General features: G+C 65.4%; 27 protein-coding genes. 13 read left to right on the forward strand and 14 right to left on the reverse strand.

All coding sequences use genetic code 11. The features are described 5' to 3' along the window. Nucleotides 1-8: 8 nt before the first annotated feature. A complete protein-coding gene (locus CXR00_RS05130; protein WP_104053391.1) occupies nt 9-662 on the forward strand; it encodes a GNAT family N-acetyltransferase in 654 nt (217 codons plus the stop codon). On the opposite strand, the gene CXR00_RS05135 is transcribed toward CXR00_RS05130, so the two are convergent. The 3 genes from CXR00_RS05135 to CXR00_RS05145 all read right to left on the reverse strand — a co-directional run bounded on the left by CXR00_RS05135 (nt 653) and on the right by CXR00_RS05145 (nt 3,145). Further along, entirely contained in the window at nt 653-1,345 is a 693-nt protein-coding gene (locus CXR00_RS05135; protein WP_104053392.1) for a TetR/AcrR family transcriptional regulator, read from the reverse strand. The two genes, CXR00_RS05130 and CXR00_RS05135, sit on opposite strands and share 10 nt — an antisense overlap. A gap of 96 nt (nt 1,346-1,441) precedes the next feature. Next, the gene (locus CXR00_RS05140) at nt 1,442-2,176 is read right to left on the reverse strand and encodes a glucose 1-dehydrogenase (RefSeq protein WP_104053393.1); all 735 of its coding nucleotides are present in this window, start codon (nt 2,174-2,176) and stop codon (nt 1,442-1,444) included. Nucleotides 2,177-2,320: 144 nt separating this feature from the next. Next, entirely contained in the window at nt 2,321-3,145 is an 825-nt protein-coding gene (locus CXR00_RS05145; protein ID WP_104053394.1) for a DUF1295 domain-containing protein, read from the reverse strand. 118 nt (nt 3,146-3,263) lie between these two features. Between CXR00_RS05145 and CXR00_RS05150 the strand changes: the two genes are divergently transcribed. The 3 genes from CXR00_RS05150 to CXR00_RS05160 all read left to right on the forward strand — a co-directional run bounded on the left by CXR00_RS05150 (nt 3,264) and on the right by CXR00_RS05160 (nt 5,867). Further along, complete coding sequence (locus CXR00_RS05150; RefSeq protein WP_104053395.1) at nt 3,264-3,806, forward strand: GNAT family N-acetyltransferase; 543 nt, start codon at nt 3,264-3,266, stop codon at nt 3,804-3,806. Further along, nucleotides 3,803-4,321 carry an NUDIX domain-containing protein gene (locus CXR00_RS05155; RefSeq protein ID WP_258059788.1) on the forward strand — a complete coding sequence of 173 codons (519 nt, stop codon included), beginning with the start codon at nt 3,803-3,805 and terminating at the stop codon, nt 4,319-4,321. Before CXR00_RS05150 ends, CXR00_RS05155 begins: the two co-directional genes overlap by 4 nt. Before the next feature lie 151 nt (nt 4,322-4,472). Then, nucleotides 4,473-5,867 carry a Cpe/LpqF family protein gene (locus tag CXR00_RS05160; protein WP_181032477.1) on the forward strand — a complete coding sequence of 465 codons (1,395 nt, stop codon included), beginning with the start codon at nt 4,473-4,475 and terminating at the stop codon, nt 5,865-5,867. Between the two features lie 43 nt (nt 5,868-5,910). Here CXR00_RS05160 and CXR00_RS05165 read toward each other — a convergent pair whose 3' ends face one another. The 3 genes from CXR00_RS05165 to CXR00_RS05175 form a co-directional block, all read right to left on the reverse strand. Next, a complete protein-coding gene (locus CXR00_RS05165; protein ID WP_104053397.1) occupies nt 5,911-6,399 on the reverse strand; it encodes a hypothetical protein in 489 nt (162 codons plus the stop codon). 54 nt (nt 6,400-6,453) lie between these two features. Continuing rightward, entirely contained in the window at nt 6,454-7,218 is a 765-nt protein-coding gene (locus tag CXR00_RS05170) for an aminoglycoside phosphotransferase family protein (RefSeq protein WP_181032200.1), read from the reverse strand. 148 nt (nt 7,219-7,366) lie between these two features. Then, nucleotides 7,367-8,269 carry a Rieske 2Fe-2S domain-containing protein gene (locus CXR00_RS05175; protein WP_104053399.1) on the reverse strand — a complete coding sequence of 301 codons (903 nt, stop codon included), beginning with the start codon at nt 8,267-8,269 and terminating at the stop codon, nt 7,367-7,369. A 106-nt stretch (nt 8,270-8,375) separates the two neighbouring features. On the opposite strand from CXR00_RS05175, the gene CXR00_RS05180 reads away from it, so the two are divergent. Both CXR00_RS05180 and CXR00_RS05185 read left to right on the forward strand, forming a co-directional pair. Next, complete coding sequence (locus CXR00_RS05180) at nt 8,376-8,870, forward strand: NUDIX domain-containing protein (RefSeq protein ID WP_104053400.1); 495 nt, start codon at nt 8,376-8,378, stop codon at nt 8,868-8,870. Between the two features lie 138 nt (nt 8,871-9,008). Beyond that, complete coding sequence (locus CXR00_RS05185; protein WP_104053401.1) at nt 9,009-9,485, forward strand: hypothetical protein; 477 nt, start codon at nt 9,009-9,011, stop codon at nt 9,483-9,485. A 34-nt stretch (nt 9,486-9,519) separates the two neighbouring features. On the opposite strand, the gene CXR00_RS05190 is transcribed toward CXR00_RS05185, so the two are convergent. The 5 genes from CXR00_RS05190 to CXR00_RS05210 all read right to left on the reverse strand — a co-directional run bounded on the left by CXR00_RS05190 (nt 9,520) and on the right by CXR00_RS05210 (nt 15,356). Next, nucleotides 9,520-10,497 (reverse strand): aldo/keto reductase, encoded by a 978-nt coding sequence (locus CXR00_RS05190; RefSeq protein ID WP_104053402.1) that lies wholly within the window; start codon nt 10,495-10,497, stop codon nt 9,520-9,522. 199 nt (nt 10,498-10,696) lie between these two features. Beyond that, entirely contained in the window at nt 10,697-13,237 is a 2,541-nt protein-coding gene (locus CXR00_RS05195) for an MMPL family transporter (RefSeq protein WP_104053403.1), read from the reverse strand. 35 nt (nt 13,238-13,272) lie between these two features. Then, on the reverse strand, nt 13,273-13,947 hold the full coding sequence (locus tag CXR00_RS05200; RefSeq protein WP_258059786.1) for a TetR/AcrR family transcriptional regulator: 675 nt from the start codon (nt 13,945-13,947) through the stop codon (nt 13,273-13,275). Nucleotides 13,948-14,012: 65 nt separating this feature from the next. After that, on the reverse strand, nt 14,013-14,894 hold the full coding sequence (locus CXR00_RS05205; RefSeq protein ID WP_104053404.1) for an alpha/beta hydrolase fold domain-containing protein: 882 nt from the start codon (nt 14,892-14,894) through the stop codon (nt 14,013-14,015). Between the two features lie 72 nt (nt 14,895-14,966). Then, nucleotides 14,967-15,356, reverse strand: coding sequence for a ClpX C4-type zinc finger protein (locus CXR00_RS05210; RefSeq protein WP_104053405.1), 390 nt, complete (start codon nt 15,354-15,356; stop codon nt 14,967-14,969). Between the two features lie 114 nt (nt 15,357-15,470). On the opposite strand from CXR00_RS05210, the gene CXR00_RS05215 reads away from it, so the two are divergent. The 4 genes from CXR00_RS05215 (at nt 15,471) to CXR00_RS05230 (ending at nt 18,394) form a co-directional block, all read left to right on the forward strand. After that, nucleotides 15,471-16,721: an MFS transporter gene (locus tag CXR00_RS05215; RefSeq protein WP_104053406.1), complete on the forward strand. Its 1,251-nt coding sequence runs from the start codon at nt 15,471-15,473 to the stop codon at nt 16,719-16,721. Between the two features lie 75 nt (nt 16,722-16,796). After that, nucleotides 16,797-17,054, forward strand: coding sequence for a hypothetical protein (locus CXR00_RS05220; protein ID WP_104053407.1), 258 nt, complete (start codon nt 16,797-16,799; stop codon nt 17,052-17,054). Between the two features lie 163 nt (nt 17,055-17,217). Next, the gene (locus CXR00_RS05225) at nt 17,218-17,865 is read left to right on the forward strand and encodes a hypothetical protein (protein ID WP_104053408.1); all 648 of its coding nucleotides are present in this window, start codon (nt 17,218-17,220) and stop codon (nt 17,863-17,865) included. Nucleotides 17,866-17,920: 55 nt separating this feature from the next. Beyond that, the gene (locus CXR00_RS05230) at nt 17,921-18,394 is read left to right on the forward strand and encodes a PGPGW domain-containing protein (RefSeq protein ID WP_104053409.1); all 474 of its coding nucleotides are present in this window, start codon (nt 17,921-17,923) and stop codon (nt 18,392-18,394) included. On the opposite strand, the gene CXR00_RS05235 is transcribed toward CXR00_RS05230, so the two are convergent. After that, nucleotides 18,387-18,863 (reverse strand): MarR family winged helix-turn-helix transcriptional regulator, encoded by a 477-nt coding sequence (locus tag CXR00_RS05235; protein WP_237687198.1) that lies wholly within the window; start codon nt 18,861-18,863, stop codon nt 18,387-18,389. The genes CXR00_RS05230 and CXR00_RS05235 overlap by 8 nt on opposite strands. An 85-nt stretch (nt 18,864-18,948) precedes the next feature. Here CXR00_RS05235 and CXR00_RS05240 point away from each other — a divergent pair, with 85 nt between their 5' ends. After that, on the forward strand, nt 18,949-20,220 hold the full coding sequence (locus tag CXR00_RS05240; RefSeq protein WP_104053410.1) for a multidrug effflux MFS transporter: 1,272 nt from the start codon (nt 18,949-18,951) through the stop codon (nt 20,218-20,220). Nucleotides 20,221-20,362: 142 nt separating this feature from the next. Here the strand turns inward: CXR00_RS05240 and CXR00_RS05245 are convergent, their stop codons facing one another. Beyond that, nucleotides 20,363-20,989, reverse strand: a complete 627-nt coding sequence (locus CXR00_RS05245; RefSeq protein ID WP_104053411.1) for a hypothetical protein — start codon at nt 20,987-20,989, stop codon at nt 20,363-20,365. A gap of 521 nt (nt 20,990-21,510) precedes the next feature. Between CXR00_RS05245 and CXR00_RS05250 the strand changes: the two genes are divergently transcribed. Beyond that, nucleotides 21,511-22,464, forward strand: a complete 954-nt coding sequence (locus tag CXR00_RS05250) for a lantibiotic dehydratase C-terminal domain-containing protein (RefSeq protein ID WP_181032198.1) — start codon at nt 21,511-21,513, stop codon at nt 22,462-22,464. A gap of 283 nt (nt 22,465-22,747) precedes the next feature. Then, nucleotides 22,748-22,894: a hypothetical protein gene (locus tag CXR00_RS18195; RefSeq protein ID WP_181032197.1), complete on the forward strand. Its 147-nt coding sequence runs from the start codon at nt 22,748-22,750 to the stop codon at nt 22,892-22,894. 4 nt (nt 22,895-22,898) lie between these two features. Here CXR00_RS18195 and CXR00_RS05255 read toward each other — a convergent pair whose 3' ends face one another. Beyond that, on the reverse strand, nt 22,899-24,170 hold the full coding sequence (locus CXR00_RS05255) for an AI-2E family transporter (protein WP_181032478.1): 1,272 nt from the start codon (nt 24,168-24,170) through the stop codon (nt 22,899-22,901). Between the last annotated feature and the right edge of the window lie 29 nt (nt 24,171-24,199).

Consider the following 24,199-nt stretch of genomic DNA (forward strand, 5'->3'; position numbering starts at 1 on the left):
CTGACTGCATGACTGCCGTGCGCCCCGCCTCCTCCGTGCTCACCGGCCGGTTTGTCCGGCTTGAACCGCTCACAACCGGTCTGCTTCCGGAGCTGCACCGTGCCATCGCCGTTCCGGAAGTCTTCGCCGGGGGCTACGGCGGCGGCCCCGCGGGACTGCACCCGGAGCCGGACGCCTTCGCCGCCTGGGCGCAGACCTACTACCGGTGGGATGCCCTGCCATTCGCGGTGCGGCTGCTCCAAGACGGCAGGCCCGGTCCCGTGGCGGGCACCAGCACCCTCGCGGACCTGGACCTGCGCCAGGAGACGATTCAGCTGGGGTGGACTGCGTACAGCCCTTCTGTCTGGGGCACTGCCGTCAACGCCGAGACCAAGCTCCTGCTGCTGGAGCATGCCTTTGACGCGGGATTTGGCCGTGTCAGTCTTCAGGCTGATGCTCTTAATGTCCGGTCGAGGGCCGCAATCGAGAAACTCGGCGGGACGTTCGAGGGGATCCTGCGCCGGGACCGGCTCCGAGCGGACGGCAGCTGGCGGGACACTGCGGTTTATTCCATCCTCGCGCCGGAGTGGCCCGGAGTGCGGGTGGCCCTGGAAGACAGGCTTAGCCGTTTCTCCGGCGTGGCGAACGCCGGTCCGACCGTGCAGGGGCAGCGTCAGCGCTGATCCGGGCCCGGTCCACCCGGCGTGGTGGAACCAACTGCCGGCTCAGGCGCGCTCCGGCGGACTCCCGGGTATCCGGACCGAGGCCACCACGGAGGCAGCAGATACACCAGCGAACCCAGCCAGCCGTCGACGTCGTTGTCCCCGGAGACTACCCACTGCTCAATCCATGCCGCATAGGCGCCGCCCAGATACGCGGCCGTTGCTTCAAGATTGACTGCCGGCACCACGCCATGCGCCTTCCAGACGTGCAGCGACAGGAGGAAGCGTTGGGCCAACCCGCCGGCCATGACGCCCAGGAAGGTTTCGGTATGGAACAACGCCCGATAGACCCGCTCCTCCTCCCTGGTGTGCTGGAGGATTCGGCGCACGGAATCAATGTAGAGCACGTTGATTTCCTCCACGGTCCGCCCCGTGCCGCGCTGATCCACGTCCACGGTGCCTAGCCGGTCCACGACGCCGGCGTAAACCGATGCCGCAAAATCGAAAATATTGCGGTGGTGGCCGTAAAACGTGGTGCGGTGCACCCCGGCCCGGCGGCATAGTGCCGCCACGCTGATGTCCGCGAGTTCGTGATCGCGCAGCAATTCCCACAAACCGGCTTCCAGAGCTTCCCGGGTGCGGGCTGTCCGGGGTTCATCGTGAGAAGAACGCCGCTGGGGCTTGGGGTCTTCCGGTTCAGGCATGGAACTTATCTTCTCAGATACACGAAAGGGCCCCGCCGAAGCGAAGCCCTTCCGTGCCGCGGCGCTGGGGGACGCCGCAAGCTTATGTAGTTGCCGTTAGTGGTTGGCCAGGCCGGCCGTTTCGCCGCCGTCCACCACAAATTCGGCTCCGGTGGAGAAGGAGGAATCGTCGCTGGCCAGGAACAGGATCATGTTGGAGACTTCCTCAGCCTCGCCCATGCGGTGAAGCGCAACATGGTTCATGGAATTCTCCATGCCCTCGGTCATCGGCGTCTTGATGACGCCGGGGTGCACCGAGTTAACGCGGATGCCGTACTTGCCCAGATCCAGGGCCACCGACTTCGTCAGGCCGCGCACTGCGTACTTGGTGGCCGTGTAGCCGGGAAGCTCCACAAAGCCCTGCAGGCCGGCGGTGGAGGAGATGTTGATGATGGAACCGCCCTTGGACTCCTTCAGCGCCGGGATGGCCGCCTTGATGCCCAGGAACACACCGGTGAGGTTGATGTTCATGATGGCGTTCCACTGATCCAGCGTGAAGTCCTCGATATGGCCAAAGTTGGCAATACCGGCATTGTTGACCAGTACGTCCAGTCCGCCGAACTCGGTCACTGCTGTCTGGACGGCAGCTTCCCAGTCCTCGGGCTTCGTGACATCCAGGTGGACGTAGCGGGCGTTCTCGCCAAGCTGTTCGGCGGTCTTCTGCCCCTCGTCATCGAGAATGTCGCCGATGACAACCCGGGCGCCCTCGTCCACCAGGCGCTTGGCGTGGGCAGCGCCCATGCCCCGTGCACCGCCGCTGATCAATGCCACTTTTCCGCTGACGCGTTCCATTACAAATCTCCTTAGGTGTGAACACGATGTTCTTTGCTATTCAACACCTGTCGAAAAGATTCTAGTCCCAATTGAACCCGTTTGTGGCACAGGGAACAACGCGGCGTGTCGCGCGCACCTCGCCCGAAAGACCGCTGCCGACCTCTAGCCGGCCTCCGCCGCAGGCCGCAGCCCTTGCCGCGGCGGCAGCGGAATGATGGCGGACGTTCGGTACTGGTACTGCACATAATCCGGGTAACGGGACCGCGAGATGCTCTCCGTGAACACGGTGGATCCCATAAAGAGCAGGGTGAGCAGCAACGCCCCCAGGACGGTCCAGTGCAGCCACGCCCCTGTGGCTGCCACCGCAAAGCCGTAGAACAGCCACCACTGCGCCTGCTCGAAGAAGAAATTCGGATGGCGGGAATACCGGAAGAGCCCGGTTTGCAGGAAGCCCGGCTGCGGAGGGCGGCCCGCCCTGCGCTCGGCGCCCTTCCACTGCTGGAAGTTCCACTGCTGCTGGTCAGCAGCAGTTTCTCCGGCCAGGGCGCCCGCGAACAGCACTGCGAGGATCCAGTCTCCGGCATTGAGCGGGGCAGGGTTCTGGTACACGGTCAGGGCCGGCAGGGTCATCAGGAAGATGATGATGTTCTGGTAAATGCTGATGAACGCGAGGTTGAAGACGGCAAACTGCCACGGTTTCATGCGCTGACGCAGGATCGCCCACCGGTAGTCCTCCCCGCCGGGCGCGTAGCCGCCCTTGCGCGCAAAATTGAAGGTCAGCCGGGCACCCCACAGAGTGACCAGCACAGCCATCAGGACCAGGCGGCCCTCAAAGCCGGAAGCCACCGCAAAGACCCACACATAGGCGAGGGGAACCAGGGACCAGATGCGGTCGGTCCAGGAGTACTCCCGCGTGATGAGCGAGAGCAGCCAGGTCCCGGCGCAGACGGCGGCGAAGATCCACAGACAAACCATGACCGGATTCATCTTTGGAGACTACGCGCGGGAGCAGTAGCGGGGGAACGGTGGATGCCCGTTCACGAGGCGACGGCAGACGGTCCGTTCCGCACGGACCCCTGACGACGGCGGCTGGTAGCCTCGGCGCATGACCTCACTTTTGCTGCGGCCCTGGCGGCAATCCGACGGCGGCGCGCTGGCAGCCGCCTACCGCGCAAGCTCCGACTTGGACCGGCAGCTGGACCCGGACGCGGAAACACCCGCCGGCGCGGAACGGGTCATCGGGGAGGATTTGGGCTGGGATTCACAGACGGCCTACAATCTGGCCATCGTGGCCGATGGTACGGCGGTGGGCAATGTGGGCCTCAGCCGTATCGATCCTTGTCACGGCACGGCATGGACCTATTACTGGTTGGCGGCACCGGCCCGGGGACGGGGATTGGCGGCACGCGCAACGGCAACCCTTGCCCACTGGGCAGCGGAGGAACTGCAGCTTCACCGGTTGGAGCTCGGACACCGCACCAACAACCCTGCGTCCTGTCGAGTCGCCCGGTCCGCTGGGTTTGCCGCCGAGGGAATTCAGCGGGACAAGCTGCACTATGACGGGGAACGGTTTGATGTGGAGATCCACGCCCGGCTGGCGACCGATCCGGTTCCGGCGCTTCAGCTGCTCGAGTTGAGGCTGCCGTGAGCGGAGAAGGGCGTAGGCACGAAGCCTCGCCGACCGACAGACCGGGCCTGATCGCGGTCTCCTACGTCATCTTCCGCAATGGACCTTCAGTGCTGCTGCAGCGGCGCGGCACCACCGGATATCTGGACGGTTTCTGGGCGACGGCGGCAGCCGGGCATGTGGAGGCGGGTGAGTCCGCCGTCGGCTGCGCTGTGCGCGAGACGCGGGAGGAACTGGGACTCACCGTGGGCGCCGATCAGCTGGCACCGCTGACAACCCTGCACCGCAAAGACCCCGGCCGCCCGGACCGGGTGGACTTCTTCTTCCTCTGTACCGGATGGACCGGGCAGCCAGAGCTGCAGGAACCGGAGAGGGCTACCGATCTGCACTGGTTTCCTCTCGCAGCACTTCCCACTTTGATGGTTCCGCACGAGCGGATGGTCTTTGAAGCCCTGTCACAGGATGCGGTGACGCCGCTGCTCACCCTCGGGTTCTCGCAGGACACCGGGACGGGTGATGCAGCGCTGACCTGCTAGCCTGTCCAGACCGGCGGCTGGGGAACTGCACGGAGCACTGTCCCACTCCTTACACGTTCCGCACGTACAGCAGTGAAAGGGCAGCATGCAGACAGGGCTTTTCCGTTTCCGCCGCAGGACAACCACCGGGCGGTTTCGCAGGCGCGGACTCGTGGCCGGATTGGCCGCCGCCCTGGCACTCTCGGTGACTGCCTGTTCCAGTACCGGGGCGCAGGCAGAACCGGAATCCCAACCCACCGAAACCAAAAACGCCACCGAAGCAGCTCTGCAGCCTGCGGTAGGGCTTCCCGATACGCCTGCGGGTCTCCAGGCACAGTGGGTCCTGACACTGATCAACAGTGAAACGGCGGTCGCAACTGATGGCTTTGCGGACAAGTTCGCGGACGTGATCCTCTCCGAACTGTCTGCAGAGCAACTGGCGGAGGTGCTGGAACAGGTGCGCTCCCAGGGCCCCTGGACGCCCATCACTGTCAACGCGACGGACGCCCAGGGCGTCTTCACGATGGAAAGCACCCCCGGTGACCTCATGGACCTGCAGCTTTCGGTCGATGAGGCAGGACTGATCAACGGCATTTTCTTCGGTCCCGGCACCCCGGCCCGCACGCCCGCTGCCAGCTGGGAAGAAGTGGAAACCAATATGGCAGCCCTGCCGGACGGCTCCGCCATGGCGGTTTACCGCAGAGCGGACGGCTCTGCGGACGGCACCTCAATCCTGGATATCGATGCCGACACCGCCAAGCCCGTCGGCTCCATCTTCAAGCTCTACGTGCTGGTGGCGGTCAGCGATGCGGTGGCTGCCGGCACGCTGTCCTGGGATGCCAAGCTCACCGTCACCGATGACCTGCGCAGCCTGCCCTCCGGGGAACTGCAGGACGCACCGGCCGGGACCACCGTCACCGTCCGGGACGCGGCGCAGAAGATGATCTCCATCAGTGACAACACCGCCACCGACCTGCTGATGCACGCCGTCGGCCGTCCCGCCGTCGAGCAGGCGCTCAGCGATGCCGGACACGCGGATCCGGACCGCAACACCCCGTTCCTGAACACCCGGGAACTTTTCCAGCTGGGCTGGGGCGTGGAGGATTCCGTGCGCGGGCAGTGGGCGGAGGCCGACGACGACGCCCGCCGGGAGCTGCTGCAGACCCTGCCGGGCGGCGTGCTGGACATTCCGGCCGCGGCGGTCACCACCCCGGTATGGCAGCAGGACCTGGACTGGTTTGCCACCGCGGAGGATCTGATGCGGGCGCATCTGGCTCTGCAGGAGCGGGCCGCAACCGACGCTGGTGCGCCGCTGCGGGACATCCTCGGCGCCAACAACGGACTCAACCTGGAAATCGGCGGCGACTGGACCTATATCGGGTTCAAGGGCGGCAGCGCACCGGGCGTGATGGCCGGTTCCTGGTACCTGGAACGCAGCGACGGCGAGCGCTTTGTCGTGGTGCAGCAGGGTGCTTCCTCATCTCCGGCAGAGGTAGCTGATCCCCTGACGTTCTTCGGACCGGCGCAGGACGCCATTGCCCTGCTGGCGACGGAGGGCAGGGACTGATCCCGAGCGGTGCTTCGGTTCATAAGCCACGGTCCGGATCCCCTTACCCGTGGCCACTGTCATTCTCCTCCAGACGCTCCCTGCGGCCGGCGGACACCACTTCAACGTCGCCGCGGACGGAGAATCGGCCCAGCGCTGCCGCCGCACCAATGCTGAGGATCCATCCCATGACCGGCAGGTCGGTGCTGAACCCGGTCCAGGCCCACAGCATGGCCGCCGGCACCGCGAAGAACACGACCACGTGGATCCACTGCCCGCGCACCGGGCGCAGCAGAAGACCTAGGACCACGGCCAGGGGACCGCCCAGCAACAGGGCTCCGCCGGCTCCCCACGTCATCAGCGCCAGCCAAAACATGAAGGCTTCCATGTCCCACGCAGGCTCGTCCCGCCCCGCGAGGATGGCCGCCACGATGTACACGACCGTTACCAGCCCCAGCCACAGCGCGGTGGCAACGAACCACCCCTTGATCAAGGCAAGGTTGCCCAGCACAATCCGGGTTCTTTGCGTGGACAGGTTCCTTTCGCCCATCATGTTCCCCCCGTCCCGTCACAGTCCCGTTTCCCCTGAACCTACACGGTGCATTGCCTACACCGTGCGTCGCGGGCCGGGGTCGTAAAGTGTGCCGTTGGAGAAGCGGTCGCTGAAATTGCCCAGGGCAAAGTCGCGCAGTTCCCCGTCTCCGGCAAGCTCAGCAGCCGCCGCCACCTGAAGCGACAGGGACGCGCGGTGCAGCTGCGCCCGGGACACCAGGTCCGGATCAGCAATGTCAGTAACCGCAGCAGCGCCAAAGGCGCCGATCAACGGCGCCAGGTCCATCGCGGGATCCCCGAGGCAGGCGTTGTCAAAGTCCACCAACCCTGAAACCCCGGGGCCGTTCCACAGCACGTTGTGCAGGCCCAGGTCGCCGTGCACGACGGCGGGAATCACCATTTCCTCGGCTGCCAGGACGTCCGCCACCACGCGGCCGGCTGCTTTGGCTTCACGGCCCGGCAGGGCCACGGTGATGCCGGCAACTATGGCGGGCCACTCCCCCGCACCGCACCATTCCCGGACCGGGCGGAGGCTGCCTCCGGACCGCGGAATGACGTCGGCCAGCGCCGCCAAGATCCGCGCAAGGGGCTCGCGCACCGCGGTCCATGCTTCAAGCGGCCGGTGGTCGCCGGGAACATAGCTGTTGAGCTGTGCGGACCAGCCGGAGCCGTGAAACGGTGTCCGCAGCACGGCCGGGATGAGAAACGGCAGCCCCGTATGGGTAAATGCGGCCAGGTTGCCCGCTTCACCCTCTGTGCTCTGCACATGGCGTGGCCCGTAGACAACGCGGACAACTGCGGCTTCTCCGAGCACCGCCACGTGATGAAAGGCTCCGCGCCGAAACTGCGCCGCGTCCCAGGGAAGATCCGGCCAAATGGAGCGGAGCGCTGTCCAGGGGTCGGACGGTCGGCTGTCCCTTCCGGGCAGGCTGGCATCAGCGCTGTGCACGGGACCGGGGACCCCGGAGCTAATCTTCAGCGCCGGTCAGGCTCACTTCAAGGCGGCCCTCGCGGACCCGGGTCCGGAACACCGGCTGCGGCGCAGTAGCCGGACCGTGCACCACTTCCCCGCTCTCCACAGAGAAGACACTGCCGTGCCAGGGACACACCACGCATAGCTGGCCGCGGTCTTCCTGCAGGTGTCCTTCATGCAGCGGTCCGCCCAAATGGGAGCAGGTATCGGCCAGCACCGAGATGATGCCGGTTCCGTCTTCGCCGTCCGTGCCCTCACGGCGCAGCACTATCAGCGGAACGCCGCCCAGTTGTGCCGGGCGCGGCCGCCCGTCGGGGAATCCCTCCACCGGGCCCAGCGAATGCCATCCGGACGGAACCTCCTCAGGAAGGTCTTCGTTGCGGTTCACGCCCGCTCCCTGCCGGTAGGAAAGGTGTCCGCCCAGGAAGCCTCCGATGCCTGCGACCGCCAGTCCGGCGAACCCGAGCAGCTTTCCGCTGCCGTGGTTGCCCCGGTTCCTCGCCAGCCACGATGCTGCGTACAGCACGGTGGCAACGGCGGTGCTGGCCTCGTGGACCACGCCCGTCCGTTGCTGCTGCGTGTCGAGCTGCGAGAAGTCAGTGACGCCGGTCAGCGCGGTGGGCATCGCCGACAGCACGCCCAGGGCCACCAGGGTTTTGGCGGCCCGTTCGTTGCCCGGCAGCACATCCAGGACGGCCGCTGAAACCCAGGCCCCCAGCGGCACGGTCACCATCAGCGGATGCACCGGGTGCCCCAGCGGAACGCCGTGAAGCGCATCGGTGACGCTCCCTTGCGGCAGCACCCTCTTCACGATGCGGGACACTGTGCCGGCGGCGGGATCCAGCCAGGCTGCGCCTTCCAGCTTGTCAACGGTACTGACCAAAGGCAGACGCGGCATGATTTTCTCCTCAGACGTGCTGGCGGAATGGTCATCAGGCTAGCCACCGCACCGGCCGGGCACCACCCGTAAGCTGGATTTCATTCTCGGCAGGACAGGAGCAGGAATGGGGCACATCGGATCCTATGTATGGGAACTGCGGCAGAAAGTCGGAAAACGCCAGCTTCTGCTGCCGGGCGCGCAGGTCCTGGTGCTGCGCACCGACGGCACAGCTCTGCTTCAGCGGCGTGTGGACAACGGCGTGTGGGAACTTCCTGCCGGTGCCTGCGAACCGGGCCAGAGCTTTGCCGGAGCTGCCGTGGCCGAGCTCTTTGAAGAGACCGGCATCCGCACCGATCCCGCCGATCTGGTGGCTTTTGCCAGTCTTTCCGACCCGGACCTGCATCAGCTGGAGTATCCCAACGGAGACCGGGTGCACGCCTTCGCGCTCTGCTTCTGCCTGACCGGCTGGGAAGGATCAGTGACCCCGGAAAAGTCCGAGGTTTCCGAAATTGGCTTCTTTCCGCTGAGCAGGGTTCCTGACCCGCTCCATCCCCCCACCCGCGAAGTCCTCCAGCTCTACGCGCAGTACCTGCAGACGGGGATCTTTCAGGCCCGGTAACTGCGGGAACATGGGAATTCGCGACCACTTTGGGCATTCACCGCCGTTTTGGGATTTCGCTGCCGGTACGCACCGGCAGCGAAATCCCAACACGGCAGCGAAAGGACAAACCGGGCACTAATCCGGCAGACTGGCCCCATGACTTCGGGGGAAGAAACTCAACCAAGAACGTTCCGCACGGCCATACCGCTGCGCTACCGGCTGGTCCTGGGACTCCTGGGGCTTTCGGGCGCGGCCGCCTGTGTGCTGGCCGTCGCCGAGGGCGGACGGGCCGCCGTCATCACCGGTGTGCTGGTGGCCGTCCTCTTTCTCGCCGTCATTATGATCACCGTTCGCCTCCACGTCGGTGAAGAGGGCCTGCGGATCCGTGTGGCCGGAATCTTCTCGACCGAGGTTCCCTACCGGGAGATGACGGCCGTCTCCCGGGGCCCCGTGACCGGCATGCGGCACGGAATGGGCCTGCGGATCCTGCCGGATGGCACCGGCTACCTCGTCGGCGGACCTTCGGTCCGGATCGAGTGCCGGACCGGGAACCTGCTCGTGTCCTGCAGCCGCCCCGATGAGCTGCTCGCCGCCCTGGCTCCGCGGCTTTCGGCCAATCAGGCGGCGGAGTAGTTCAGGCAGCGGAGTAGTTCAGGCGGCGGAGTAGCTAGTAGCGGCCGCCCGATGCCGCCGGCGCGCTGTCCAGCATCATCAGGTCCTCGCCGCTGAGCATCAAATCCCCGGCGGCCACGTTGTCCCGCAGATACTTGGGGGTCTTGGTGCCCGGAATGGGAATGATCCGCTGTCCCTGGGCCACCACCCAGGCCAGCGCCACCTGGGCCGGCGTCGCACCCACCCGTTCGGCGACGTCGTGCACCCGCTGCACAATGGCCAGGTTCGCCTTGAGGTTGTCCTGCTGGAAGCGGGGAAGCCTGCGGCGCATGTCATCGGCGGGCAGCTGGTCAAAGGAGGTGAACCGCCCGGTGAGGAAGCCGCGGCCCAGCGGCGAGAACGGCAGGAACGCCATCCCGTGCTCCTCACAGTAGGGCACGACGTCGGACAGACGGTCCCGCGTCCACAGTGACAGTTCGGATTGCACCGCGGTCACCGGATGCACCGACTGCGCCAGTTCAATCTCCTCCACACTCGCCTCCGAGATCCCGATCGCGCGGGCCTTGCCGTCCGTGACCGTCTGCGCCATGGCCGCCCAGGAATCCTCCAGCGGCACCTCCGGATCCACCCGGTGCAGGATGTACAGGTCAACGTGGTCGGTGCCCAGCCGGCGCAGACTGGCATCAATGGACGTGCGGATGTGCTCGGGACTGCCGTTTTTCACCAGCCCGGGCATGGTTCCGGCCGCGGGAGCGGCGCTGCTGACTTCCAAGCCGACCTTGGTGGAAAGCACGGCCCGGTCCCGGTAACCGTTACTCAATGCCCGGCCCACCAGCTCCTCATTGGTGTACGGCCCGTACACATCCGCCGTGTCAATCAGGGTGGCACCAAGTTCAATGGCGCCGCGGATTACCGAGATGGACGTTTCCTCGTCCCGTTCGGCGTTCATGTCGTAGGCGTAGGTCATGCCCATGCAGCCCAGGCCGATGACACCGACCTCCGGTCCGTTGATTCCCAGCGTGGTGGTGCGCATAGCAGGCTCCTCTGGTGGTTTGGCCTGAGGCCGTTTGGGCCGCGGAACACGGGCCACTTCAAGGCTAGGAGGGCGAACCGGTCCGCGGGAAGGGTCCGCGGCCACCCGGGCGGGCACGCGCCGGGGAGGTTAAGCGAAGGTGCCGCCCTCCTCCGACCGGAGAAGAGCGGCACCTTGGCACTGCAGCGGGTGAGGCAGATCAGCTGCGGGCAGTCACGCCGTCGGCCTTCGCGGAAGGAGTATCTTCCCCTGCTTCCCCCGTCTCATGCGGGTGGCGTCGTTCCAGGGACGCGCCCTCGACGTCAACATCCGGCAGGATCTTGTCCAGCCACTTCGGCAACCACCAGGCCTTGTCTCCGGCCAGGTGCATCAGGGCCGGGATCAGCAGCATCCGCACCACAAAGGCGTCCACAAGGACACCGAAGGCCAGCGCGAAGCCGATGGGCCGGATCATGGTGCTGTGCGAGAAGATGAAGCCGCCGAACACCGACACCATGATGATCGCGGCCGCGGTGACCACGGAGCGTCCGTTGCGGAAGCCCTGCATCACGGCCACGCGCGCCGGCGAGCCGTGCACGAAGGCTTCGCGCATGCCCGAGCCCAGGAAGAGCATGTAGTCCATGGCCAGGCCGAACAGGATGCCCACCAGGATGGTCGGCAGGAAGTTCAGTACCGGGCCGGGGGTCTCCACGCCGAAGATGCCGGCCAGCCAGCCCCACTGGTAGATGGCCACCACGCCGCCGATGGCTGCGAAGTAGGACAGGATGAAGCCCAGCGTCGCGATCACCGGGACAAAGATGGACCGGAAGACCAGGATCAGGATCAGCAGGGACAGGCCCACCACCACGCCCAGGTAGATGGGCAGCGCTTCGGAGAGCTTCTCGGAAATGTCGATGTTGCCGCTGGCGGTGCCTGCCACGCCCAGCTCCACCTCACCGTTCTCGGTGTCGATCGGGGACAGGTCACGCAGCGTGTGCACCAGTTCCTGGGTGGACTCGCTGGTGGGACCTTCAGTCGGGATGACCTGGAAGGCGGTGACGGTGCGGTCCTCGGAAGAGCCGATGGGAGCCACCGCCGCCACGTCCTGCTGGTCGAACAGCGTACGGGCGATCTCGCCCTGTGCCACCAGTGCTTCTTCCTCGCTAGGGTTGCCGGGCAGGTCCGCTACCACCAGCAGCGAGCCGTTCTGGCCCTCGCCGAACTTCTGCGAGACGGCTTCGTACGCCTGGTACTGGGTGGAGTCGTGGGCCTCGGAAGATCCGTCGGGCAGGTTGGTGCGCAGGTCCATCGCCGGGATGGCAATAACGAGCAGCCCCGCGATGGACACCACCACGGTGAGCACGGCGCGCAGGGTGGACATCTGCTTCACCGGGATGGATTCCGGCTTGCCGGCGGAGGCGGAGGCCTCCTGGTCCTTGTCCAGTGCCGCGCGCTCCTTGCGGCTGAGGATCCTCATGCCGGCCAGCTTGAGCAGCGCCGGAGTCAGTGTCGTGGCGATCATGACCGCAATGGCCACACAGGCCGCACCCACCGTTCCCATCAGGCCCAGGAAGGGGATGCCGGTGATATTCAGCGCCAGCAGGGCGATGAAGACCGTAGCGCCGGCAAACACCACTGCGTTGCCGGAGGTGCCGTTGGCCAGGGCAATGGATTCCTCCAGGCCGTAGCCGGCCTTCAGCTGGCGGCGGTGCCGGTTGACGATGAACAGGGCGTAGTCGATGCCAACGGCCAGACCGAGCATGACACCCAGGATGGGGGTGACGGACGCCATTTCGACGACGCCGGAGAAGGCCAGCGCGCCGGCGGCCCCGATGCCCACACCGATCAGTGCGGTCACCAGCGGCAGGCCGGCACCGATGAAGGTGCCCAGCATTACCACCAGCACGACGGCGGCAACCGCGAGGCCTACCACCTCGCCGACACCCAGGATGCTGGGGACGCCGGCGGAAACCTCGGAGGAGAAGTCCACCTTGACGCCGTCGATCGGCTCATCCTCAAAGGCTGCGACCAGGGCGTCCTTGGTGTCCTGTTCGACCTCCATCTGCGTTTCGCTGAAGACCACGTTGACCACTGCCGCACTTCCGTCCTCGGACACGGTACGGATTTCAGTGGCCATCTCCAACAGAGCGGCGCCCTGTTCGGCCTGCACGGCACCGGCTTCCAGCTCGGCGCTCTGCGCGTCAAGCTCGGCACGGTTGGCGTCCAGGACCTCCTGCTGAGCATCCAGCTCGGCAATCATCGGCGCCGGGGCACCGGCCGCTTCGGCCTGCTCCCGCGCGGCGTCGAGCTGGGTTTGTCCGGCCTCCAACTGGGCCCGGCCGGCGTCGATCTGGGCTCGGCCGGCCTCGATCTGGGCCAGCCCGTCCTGAAGCTGCTTAGCCTGCGCGGCACGCTCCGCCTCGGTGGCGAACGGGTCGACGACGGTTTCCACGCCGTCCACGTCACCGGCCTTGGCTACCAGCGCGGAGATGTCCTCACGCTGGGCATCGGTGAACGCCGAACCGTCCTCGGTCTGGACCACCACGGAGCCGGAACCGCCGGAAGCCTGCGGAAGTTTCTCCTGCAGGTGGTCAGTGACCTGAGTGGTGGGGGTATTGGGAATCGAGAAGCCGGTGGCAAGCGTGCCGCCGAAGAGGGCGAAGGCCGCTCCGGCAAGCACCAGCACTCCGATCCATGCCGCGAGCACGGTTTTCGCGCGGCGGGCGGCCGCGGCTCCGAGGCGGTAGAGGAATTCAGCCATTTGAGGGTCTGTCCTTATATGGGAATGGGTGGGAACTACGGGTGGAGTGTTTGTGGGGAGGCCGGGTCGGAGACATAGCCCGATCGCACCTTTTCCAGGAGCGCATCAAGCAGGTCCGACCAGACCCGGCGCGCTTCGGGGGTATCCACGGCCCCGGTGGCACAGTGCCAGTGATGATAAAGAACGCCCAACCCGCTGGTCAGTGAACCAACGAGCAGGTCGACTCCCAGCCGGTCCGCTTCCGGATACCGGCTAAGCATCGCGACGGACAGCCGGTCATTCAGTTCGGTGAACGCACGCAGGGCGATGGGATGGGCCTGCGCCTGGCGCGGTGTGGAGTCCGGAACTGCGCCCGGGCCAAGCAGGCGGGTGAGATACGCCATGGGCGCTACAAGGTCGGCGGCACGGAAGGCTTCGGCAATCTCGGCGAACATGCCTGGGCGGGCAGCATCCACCGGTGATACCGCGGTGAGGCTTTCCACTGCGGAGCTGAGGACGCCGCTGCACACCTCGGACACAATGTCACGGATGGAAGCGAAGTGATTGAACACGGTGCGGCGGGAAACGTCCGCACGCTGCGCCAGTTCGTCAACGGAGAAATCCGTGGTTTGACCCTCGTGCATCAGCGCCGCCGCAGCCGTTATGATCGCCTGCCGGTGGCGGTCCTTGAGCGCCTGGCGGCGGTCTTCTGCGGGCACGGAAGTCTGCACGTTTCATACACTACGTGCAACGATGCACCAAGTGCAATTTGCCTTCGATACCCTCGGTGCGACGTTTATTCGACGCCGTTGACCACCCTGGCAACACCATCCAGTGCAGCCCGGGCTTCGGGGGTGAAGGTGGCGGCAACGTAGACATGGAATCCGTCGGGGGCGACCTGCAGCTCCACCGGCGATGACGCCGCGGCCGCTTTGACCGCGAAGCGTTCTGCATCCGGCAACAGCAGATCCCGTCCTCCCTGGAACAGATACACCGGCGCCAGCCCTGCCAGGGTGTCGTTAATCGGGCTGACCCGCCAGGAGTCCAGCGGAAGGCCGCGGGCCCAAAGTTGGGCGCAGTACACCAGCCCGGGGATGTCCAGCATGGGATCCCGCCGTTCCAGCACGGGGATGCCCGGGTTGGACATGGTGCAGTCCACCCAGGGGGCGAACAGAAACACAGCCTGTGGCTGGCTTTCGCTCCGGTTGCGCCGGTCGATCACGTGCGCCAGAGCCAGTCCGCCGCCGGCTGAATCACCCGCCAGGAAGACGCGGGCGCCGGCTGCCCGGCGGGCAACGGCCCGGTGCACGGCCTCGACGAACGGCAGGGCCTCTGCCACCGAGTGCCACGGTGCCAGCCCGTACAGCGGCACCGTAACCGTGGCTCCGGTACGGCGGATGAGGGCGGTGATGATCCACCAGTGGGCCTCCCGCAGCGGGAAGACGTAAGCACCGCCGTGAAGGTAAATCAGCTCCCGTCCCGACGGTTTTCTGGGGGTCAGCGTCATCACCGGAAACCCGGCCACGACTTCCTCCCGCACCCGGCACAAACGGCGAAGAGTGAGCGGAACGGAAGGCCGGCGCCGCCGTGCAGCGGTGCGCCGGACCACCTCCGGTGTCCGGAAGGCCCGCGGCGCCGCACGCAGGGCCAGCCCGGCCAACCTCATTGAAAGCGACATGGAAACTCCGGTTTTGCCGTTGCTCGTCTGAGTGGATTCAGCCTAGGGCACCGACAAAGGAATCCCCCACCCCTAGTGCTGACGAAACCTCTCCCAGGCGGATTGCCGGGACATCCCCAGGGCCGAACCAATGCTGGCCCAGCTGATTCCGCGCACCCGGGCGGCTTCGACCCAGCGCCGGAGATGGGCTTCGACCTGCTCCCGCGCCTCGGCAACCTGCGGCAGCCGGGCCATCAGTTCGTCATCGGAGAGCCCGCCCCAAGGAGTATCCGGAAGCGTTTCCCCGGAAACCGGGGCGGCATCGAGCAGAGCGGTGGCGCGAGCGGCGCAGTCACGGCAGATGGAGGCTGTAGGCGCCCCGGCCAACAGTCCCGTTTCCTTCCTGGAACGCAGACAGAAAGAACACATGAACGGTGCCGCGGTGGATGCCGGCACTAATGCATCTCTGGAGGAGTCGGGCATAGAGGTCAGTCTATTCGTTTGCCGGATGCTGAAAATGACCCCTTGTTCTGTCAGGAATTACCTGACAGTATATCGGACGTCAGGAGTGGCCTGACAGAACGCTTCGGGGGAACCATGGCACGACAACAAGCAATCAGCACCGACCTACCGGGCAGACAAAAGGCTTCGTTCCGGTTCCTGCTCGGGTCAAACACTGTCGAGGGGTTCGCGGACGCCCTCACCCGAACCCTGCTGCCAATCCTCGCGGTGACCGCGCTTGGGCTGGGCTCGGAATTTCTGGGTGTGCTCAACGCAGCAGGGCTGGCCGCCTTTCTGCTTCTGGGCGTGCCGGCGGGTGCCGTAATCGATCGGTTGAAGGACCGCCGGCGCGTCATGACCGCAGCCACATGCCTGCGTATCCTTGTCACGGCAACGCTGGCCATCTCCACTTTCACCGGCTGGCTCAGCGGCCCGCTGCTGCTCGGGGCAGCCGTCACGGTGGGGATCGCCGATGTTGTCTTCACCACCGCTCTCAGCACCGTGATTCCGCGGGTGACACCCGCCGGCACATTGAAACATGCCTACTCGCAACTGGCTGTTGCCACCCAGACCGCGTCAACGGCGGCCGCCGCCGGCACCGCAGCACTGTTGGGCATCCTGGGCATGGGCGCGGCCCTGGCTGCCGCCGCAGCTTCCTACGGCATGTCTGCGATGCTGCAACTGGGCATCAGGCTCGGCGCTGCACCGGCTCCTGCCAAGGGAGGGACAGCAAAAATCCGCCGGGATTTGGGCAGCGGCTTCCGCACACTTCGGGCCACGCCCGCACTTTGGGCACTGACAGTTTCGGGGGCACTTACCAATGCCGGAGCAATGCTGGGCAACACCGTGTTGCCGGTGTTTATTCTCCGGGACCTGAACATAGCCCCTCCCCTATTCGCGGGGTTGGGCGCATTGGCTGCCGCAGGAGCCATCGGCGGCGCCGCAGCGGCACCGTTTCTAACGGCTGCATGGGGTTTGCGTAACCTGCGGACAGGCGCCGCGGCGGCGTCGGCGCTGTGCGTCTCCGGAGCAGCCCTCTGCCCCTGGCTCCCCGGGCCGGAACTGGCCTGGCTGGTGGTTCAGTCACTGGGCTGGAGTTTTCTCGTGTCAGTGTCAGGCGTGGCAGGAGCCGAGGTGCTTCCGCGGAGCGTTGCGCCCGGCAAACTGGCGTCCGTGGCCGCGGCGCAGCGGACAATCACGCTGGGGGTGATGCCGGCCGCCGCCCTGCTGGGAGGAGCTGCGGCCGGGCTGGCTGGCACCCTCCCGCTGCTGGGTGTGTGGATCGTACTTGCCGGCGCCGCCGCTGTTCCGGTGATTCGCTCGCGGGAACTGGCGGAGTATCGGTGAGCGATATGCAAGGGTGGAGGGTACTGAAAGTCTCATCCTTTGACTTCACGATCAAACCATCGGCAGGAGAACACCATGAGCAACCAGGACCAGCCCATCAATTTCGGAGCCGACGCCACCGAGAACAACCTCGCCGGCACCCGGGACGAGTTTAATGACGAGGTGACTGCTCAGCTTCTCGACGAAGTGAAGGCGGAGAAGCAGGCAAAGGCGGAGGACAACAACGAGGAGTCCCCCAGCCGGGAGGCTGAAGAGCGCGAAGAACGCGAGGAGCAGCCGGCTCTGGAAATTGATGAGGAAAGCCCCGCCTCCGAGGCGAAGCCTGCCTCCTGATTCCCCGTGCATGAGGCGTTTCCGGGTTGCGGGGCCTGGATCTGCTGATCGGCTGTTCGAATGAGTTAGTAAGCGCCCTGTGTTTTGGGCCTCATTCTTTCTATTCTTGAGAGAGGGGTTCTCGGAGGCGCCCATATACCCAGCAACCGCAAGGAGTCCTCCCATGAGTACCAGCGCAGGAGCGGCGGGGCAGCCTGCCCGCAAACCAAACCGGGCCGGCACGGGCCAGGGGGCAGCAAACCCGGCTGCCCGTGACGGCGGAACCGAAAGCCGCGAACGGGTAGTCGGCCGGGAGAAGGAACAATTTGGCGGCGTCAAGATCGGCTCCGCCTTCTTCGGCTGGCTAGCAGCAGCGGGAACCACTGTGCTGCTGAGCGCGATAGCCACCGCTTTTGGGGCGGCACTGCTCGCCAACAACGTTGATGCCGCCGGGGAGGCCGCAGCGAACCCTCAGGGCGCAGGCGTGGCCGGAGTCATCCTCCTCATGGTCATCCTGTTTGTGGCCTATTTCTGCGGCGGCTACGTCGCTGGGCGGATGGCCCGGTTTAACGGCGTTATGCAGGGCGTGGCCGTGTGGATTTGGGGAATCGTGATCGCCCTTGTGCTGGCCCTCATCGGCGCTGTGGCGAGCAGCGAACTGGACATCAACGCCCAACTCAACACCTACCCCCAGCTCTCCGGCGACAACACGGCAGCGGCTGTCATCTCCGCGGTCATTGCTGCCCTTGTTGCCCTGGGCGGCGCCATCCTCGGAGGCTTGGCCGGCATGCGCTTCCACCGCCGCGTCGACAAGGCCGGGCTGGGCGACTGAACACAATGCACCCACCACAGCGTTCAGCACAGCACTGCCCATTTTCGGCGGACCGGTGAAATCAGACAGTTTTCCGCCATGGATACGCCGGACAGGGATCGAAGTTGCGGGCTGGCTGCTGATCGCCTTCGGGCTTGTCGCCCTGGTACTGCCCGGCCCCGGGCTCCTGGGCCTGGTCGCCGGCCTGGCCGTCCTGTCGCTGCGGTACCGGTGGGCCAACCGCCTCCTGCGTCCCGTTAAGGCCAAGGCATTCAAAGCGGCGGAGCAGGGTGTGCAGACCTGGCTGAGGATCAGCGCCAGCATCACCGGCGCACTCCTGGTTATGGCCGCCGGCGTTGTCTGGGGCGTGTGGGCCAGGCCGCCGCACTGGTGGCCCTACAGCCAGAGCCTGTGGCTGCCCGGCGGCTGGGGCACAGGGACGGGCCTGATTCTTTCAGGGCTCATTGCACTGGCACTGATTGCGTACAGCTACCGCCGGTTCCGCGGGACAGGATCGCCGCAGCGGGCGAAATCCAAAGATCTTAGCTAGAACCCGGGAAGGTCTGGTCTGACCGCAGCCGGGAGTTCAGCGCCTGAAGCGCCTGTACGGCATCATCCAGCGCGGCGGCCTGCGCAGCATCCAACCCCGCCAGCGCCTTTCGGATGGGCCCTGCCCATGCATCCCCAATGGCCTCATCCTGGGCCATTGCTTTGTCCGTCGGAAACAACCGGCTGATACGCCGGTCACTTGCACTGCTCTCTTTGGTCACCAGTCCGCGGTCGGCGAGTGTCCGGACAGCCGCACTGGTGTTGCTCTGCTTCAGTGCCATGTGCCGCGACAGTTCAGTCACCGTCATCCCGGGCGCCTCCAGCACATGCTTCAGCACGGCAAGATCCGTCGAGGTCAGCGGCTCGATCCCCGTGACATCGGGAACCCGCCGATGGATGGTCCAGGAAAGGTCCCGCAGGAGCATGGCCAATTCGCGCCGTCGCGCCGCAGCCTCCGTGTTGTCCACCATGCGCCAATCCTAGCTCATATCTTGACATACATATGTGCACATATGTATAGTTGAGCGCTCCCCCACCGCCCCCTCGAAAGAAACCATGCCTGATTCCAGCACCACTCCTCCCTCCGCCGTGCACCGCACGAGCGGACAACTCATTCTTCTCCTGGCCCTGCTGACCGCGCTGGGCCCGCTGTCCATTGACCTATACCTCCCCGCATTCCCGGGCATGGCAGCTGATCTGGACACCACCGCAGCCGGCGTCCAGCTGACCATGACAACCTTCCTGGTAGGCCTTGGCCTGGGGCAACTGTTTATTGGTCCGCTGTCGGACGGCATCGGACGGCGCAAGCCGCTGCTGGTGGGCACCTTTGTCTGCGCCGCGGCCAGCGTTGTCTGTGCGGTTGCTCCGAACGCGGAAATCCTGGCCGGCGCACGGTTCCTCCAGGGGCTGGGCGGTGCTGCCGGCGTCGTCCTCGCCAGGGCCATTGTCTCCGACACCGCCCGCGGTGCCGCCGCTGCCAAGCTGCTGGGCGTACTGACCATCATCTGCGTCATCGCCCCCGTCATTGCACCTCTGGCCGGCGGTGCGATCATTGCCGCCGCAGGATGGCGTGCGGTGTTCTGGACCCTGGCCGCCCTGATCCTGCTGCTCTCCGTCTGGGGCCTGTTTGGAGTCAAGGAGACTCTGGCCGCCGAAGACCGCAACCGCGGCGGCATCAAGACCACTCTGCACGTTGCCGGCGTCGTCCTTAGCAACCGCAACTACACCGGCTACCTGCTGACCTTCTGCTTCGCCTTTGCCGGGCTGTTTGCCTACATTTCCGCCTCCCCGTTCATCATCCAGAACATCATGGGCCTGTCGGAAACCCGGTTCTCCCTGGTCTTCGCCATGAACGCCCTGTGCATCACGATTGTCAGCGTCATCGCCGCTGCGCTTGCCGGCAAGGTCGCCTACCGCACAATGATCTCAATCGGCCTGGTGGTGGCTGTGCTGGCGGCTGCCGGACTGCTGATTTTCGCGCTTTCCGGGACACCCATGGTTCCGATGCTGGTCCTGTTCGCTGTGTTCCAGGGATCCCTGGGCTTCATTTTTGGCAATGCCACAGCCCTGGCCCTCGAAGAAGCCGGCCATCATGCCGGAACGGGCTCAGCCTTCCTGGGCTGCCTGCAGTACGTGCTGGCAGCTGCAGTGGCACCCCTGGTGGGTCTCGGCGGAGAGGAAACGGCCGTGCCGATGGGCATCGCCATGGTCAGCTTTGCCCTGCTGGCGGCCATCTCCTATGTAACACTGACCCGCAAAACCAGCACAGCCCCCGCCGGTGATGAATCCGATCTGCCGGTCAAGGATGCCCTCCGGTCCGCCTCCTAGTTAGTGCCTGCACGTGGGCTAACCTGCCGGACGCCCGCGTCCGCACCTCGCTGATTCCCTTCCGGACGCCGTCAAGGCAACCGGAAGGGAATCTGTTTAACCGGCCACCCGGCCGGCCGCGACGGTCATGCACACAGGACGGTCATGCACACAGGAGGCACCGGCACGGCAGCGAGTCCGAACTGCCGCCTCCCCCGGACATTTGCCCCACGCCGCTGAGACTGGTCGATTCGAAGAGCCGGTCCAGGAATTCACCCACTAAGCCTTTGGCACAGCACCGGGACGGAGCCAGAACCGGAGGCAGCGGATACATCCGCTGCATGTCGAGGTCTTCCACGTCGGTGTTCAGGTCTGCTGCCAGCACTTTCAACAACCTGCCCTCGACCCCCGGACTCATGGTTCGCCGCTTGGAAATCCGGTCAATCCTGGGGCCGAGCCCGCCTGCTGCGGCGCAGAGGTCCACGTGCAGGCGCAGTACGTACTCCATAGCGATCAGATCCACCTCGTGGAGCGCGGGACCGTCGGTCCAAGCCACGTCGATGGTGGCAACGTCGTAGGCCACGAGAGGGAGGACCTCGAACTGCACTCCGGAGAAGGCACCCTCCAAAAAGGTGCTGAGCCTGCCGGCAACTTCCGCCGCCCACCAGTGGTCTTTCATGTGCCTTGCCGATCCGTAAATGTTGGCTGACCAGCTGCGGGCCGCGGTTGTATCAGCCTTGCCGGCGAAAATGTCGTCGTCGGCAACGTATTGGATTGTAAGGCTCGGCAACCGTCCGCAAAAGAGGGACCGGACACATGCCGGTTCTCCACCCGCTCCCCGTGCCACGAGAAATCGACTTCCGCTGTGACGGTGTCGAGCCGGCATCAGGCAGCGCGCTCCGCGCATGTCTCCTGCGGGTGTTGTACCCCTTTTTTCCGCAGGTGCAACTAGTTTCTCGGTTTTGAAGATAATTTGAAAAAGTCTCTGGTGGTTACGGCGTGGCTGCTGGAAGGATGTGAGCCTGACGGCATCACATCTTCATCCAGCCGGCAGACATTTTGTATCCGTATCCAAGCACCCGTCTAGTTTCCACCCTCCGGCCGGCGCGGCAAGTGAAATCTTCTGATTCATGGCGCAGGCGCCGGATCCCGCCCGATGGCGACCCCCACCCCAACAGTGGTTCGACAGCGCCACCACTGTGTCCGCACCGCCGCCCGACTTGCCCCAGGCCGGACGGGCAGCGGTTTTCAATCTCTTTTCTCCAAAGGCCGGAAATCACCTTCGGCATGACGCAAACGGGAGGATCTCCAATGAGCCAGTTAGCAGCAGCACAACAGGTTAAGCCGCTGACCAACGGAGCCGAGTGGTGGTCACTGACCATCCAGCCTACAGATACGGACTTGTGCGACGCCGTCCTTGCTGACGTTGTCATCCCGCTGGCAGCTCAGGGCAGGTCCTGGGGCGCCCAGCGGTGGTTCCATACGCGGTGCATGGATCCGGCGCACCCCTTCATTCAGGTCCGGATCCTTGGTTCTCCCCGGGTCCTGGACCGGCTGGAATCCCTGATGCGCGCACTCGTTGACCAGGCCGCCCCCCGCCTCGGGGAGCTGCAGACTTCCGAATACCGGGAGGATGCCGTACCCACCCGGTGGGACTACGGGCCCGTCTCCCCACGAGCCGAATCCGATCTGGCAAAGTACGGCGGGGCCGAAGGACTGGCTCTGGCGGAAGAGGTCTTCGAGCTGTCCTCTGATCTGGCAGCTTGGGCAACATCCCGCTTTCCGAAGGTAAACAGCCGGTCTTCCCTGGCCGCCCTGCTTCTCTTTGATGCCGGCTACGCCATGATGCGCGGGCCGCGGTCCCCGGTTTGGGCGGACCGCCGGGCCATTTCGTGGGACTTCTACTGGGACAGCCATCTTCGCAGCTGCACGGCGGGATCCGGCCCCCAGGCTGCCCACATGCGCAACGCCCTGACGTCCCAGTTGGCGCCGCGGATCCTTCCGGCCCACCGACTGATGGCCGCAACAGCTTCGGAGCCGGCCGTGGACAATTGGCGCAAGCGCTGGTCCCGGGCCATCGACACCTACCTGTACCGGGCGGACAAGGTCAGGGCCAGCCGAAGCGCCCAGCAGCTGACCGTGTATCAAAGCCGCCTCATGCTCAACCGGCTGGGCATATCCGTCCGGGACGAGGCCGGGCTGGGACTATATGCACGGTCCTGGAGCAAGGAACGTGAAGCGGACTTCCTTCGGATGGCCCCCTAGGGAAAAGCCTGCGGCGCCCGCCGTTACCGCAGCACTTTCAGGATCTTCACAGGTCAATTGGTAATACTAATAGGGCAACGCGAGGGGCGCTTCCGGAAGTGAGACCACCGGAGGCGCCCCGCCTCTTTAACCCGTCCTTTAACCGGTGAACTAACCGGTGAACGCCGGTTTCCGCCCCGTTTTTCCCCGTCTGTTCACTTTGACAAAATATGAAGGGACGAAGCGGCGTGCCCTCCAGCGGCACGCAACACGGTAAACGGGAATCTGAAAGGCGGCCCCGGGCATGCACTTCTCCTGCACCTGCATTTACCATCCCCATCCGGTGACTGCCCGGCTGGAGATTGAGGTCTACGACCCCTTCTGCACTCAGCGGGTGCACCGCGTCTCCGGCTCCACCAAATACGAGCCCAACTACATCTTCCGCGGTTAGCCTTTCACACACTGCCGGGCCGGTCAGCGGCCGGCGACATCTGCGCCTCAACCGGCTCAGGAGGCTGCGGCTGAGGTCCGTGAACCTCGTCCGCCCCGGCCGCAGCGGGCACCTCACCCGACACGGCGGCGTTGGCCGGGGTCAGCGACTGGTCCCGCAGATACCGCAGCACCACAATGCCGACGGCGGTAGCCGGGACCGCCAGGAACGCGCCGACGATGCCAAAGAGTGTGCTTCCGACGGTGACGGCTCCCAGCACGACGGCGGGATGCAGCTTCAGGGTCTTGCCCACGAGGAAGGGCTGCAGGATGTTGGACTCCAGCTGCTGCACCACCAGCACCAGACCAAGGACAATCAGCGCTGTCACCCATCCGTGCGCCACCAGGGTGACCATGGTGGCCAGGACCCCGGTGGCCACGGCTCCGACAATGGGTATGAAGCTGGCAAAGAAGATCAGCACCATCAGGGCCAGGGCCAGCGGCACGTCCAGGAACCACAGGCCGAGGCCAATTAAGACGGCATCTGCCAGAGCTACGGTTGCCTGGGCAAAGATGTAGGCGGACAGGGTTTTCCATGCCTCTTCGGACACCCGGACCGCGTGCACAAAGGCTTGGTTGTTGGTCCAGCGGCTGGCCCAGGGCAGGAATTTGTCCCCGTCCTTCAGGCAGAAGAACGTGAACACCAGGGTCAGCAGGAACACCACGGTGACAGAGGTGACGGTTCCCAGCCCGGCGGTAATACCGGAAATGATGTCGCTGCTGTGTTCCTGCAGCTGTGCCAGACCGGCGTCGAGCAGTTCATTGAAGTCAACCGTCTGGACGGCGAAGGGAAGCCCGGCAACGAAGTCGCTGAGATCCTGAAGATTCTCCCCTGCCCGCCGGACCAGTTCTTTCGAGCCGGACGAGATTGAGGGAAGCACCAGAACGGCCACGGCGGCGACGGCAGCCAGCAGGCCCACGAGGGAGAGCAGTGCGGCAATCCCCTTGGGCAGCGCCTTTCGCAGAACCCGGTTCACCGGCCACAGGATTGAGGACAGCAGCAGGGCCAGCAGGCCGGGAAGGGCGATGGACCACAGCGACCGGATACCGAACCACACCACCACCAGCCCGGCCAGCACGATCAGCCCCCGGGCAACCCATACCGATGATGCGGCGAGGCCGCGGGCAAAGGTGCCGCGGGGCTTCAACCTGCCGCTGCCGGAAACCGCACCGGCCGCAGATGACGCTTCGACAGAAGATTTTTGGGGCGGCGAGGCTGGAGAATCGGTCGTAGTCACCGTTCCATCTTGCCTCACCCGGCAGGGGA

Origin of the sequence: Arthrobacter sp. 9E16 (genome assembly GCF_002929435.1) — a bacterium.
Classification (GTDB): domain Bacteria; phylum Actinomycetota; class Actinomycetes; order Actinomycetales; family Micrococcaceae; genus Arthrobacter_B; species Arthrobacter_B sunyaminii.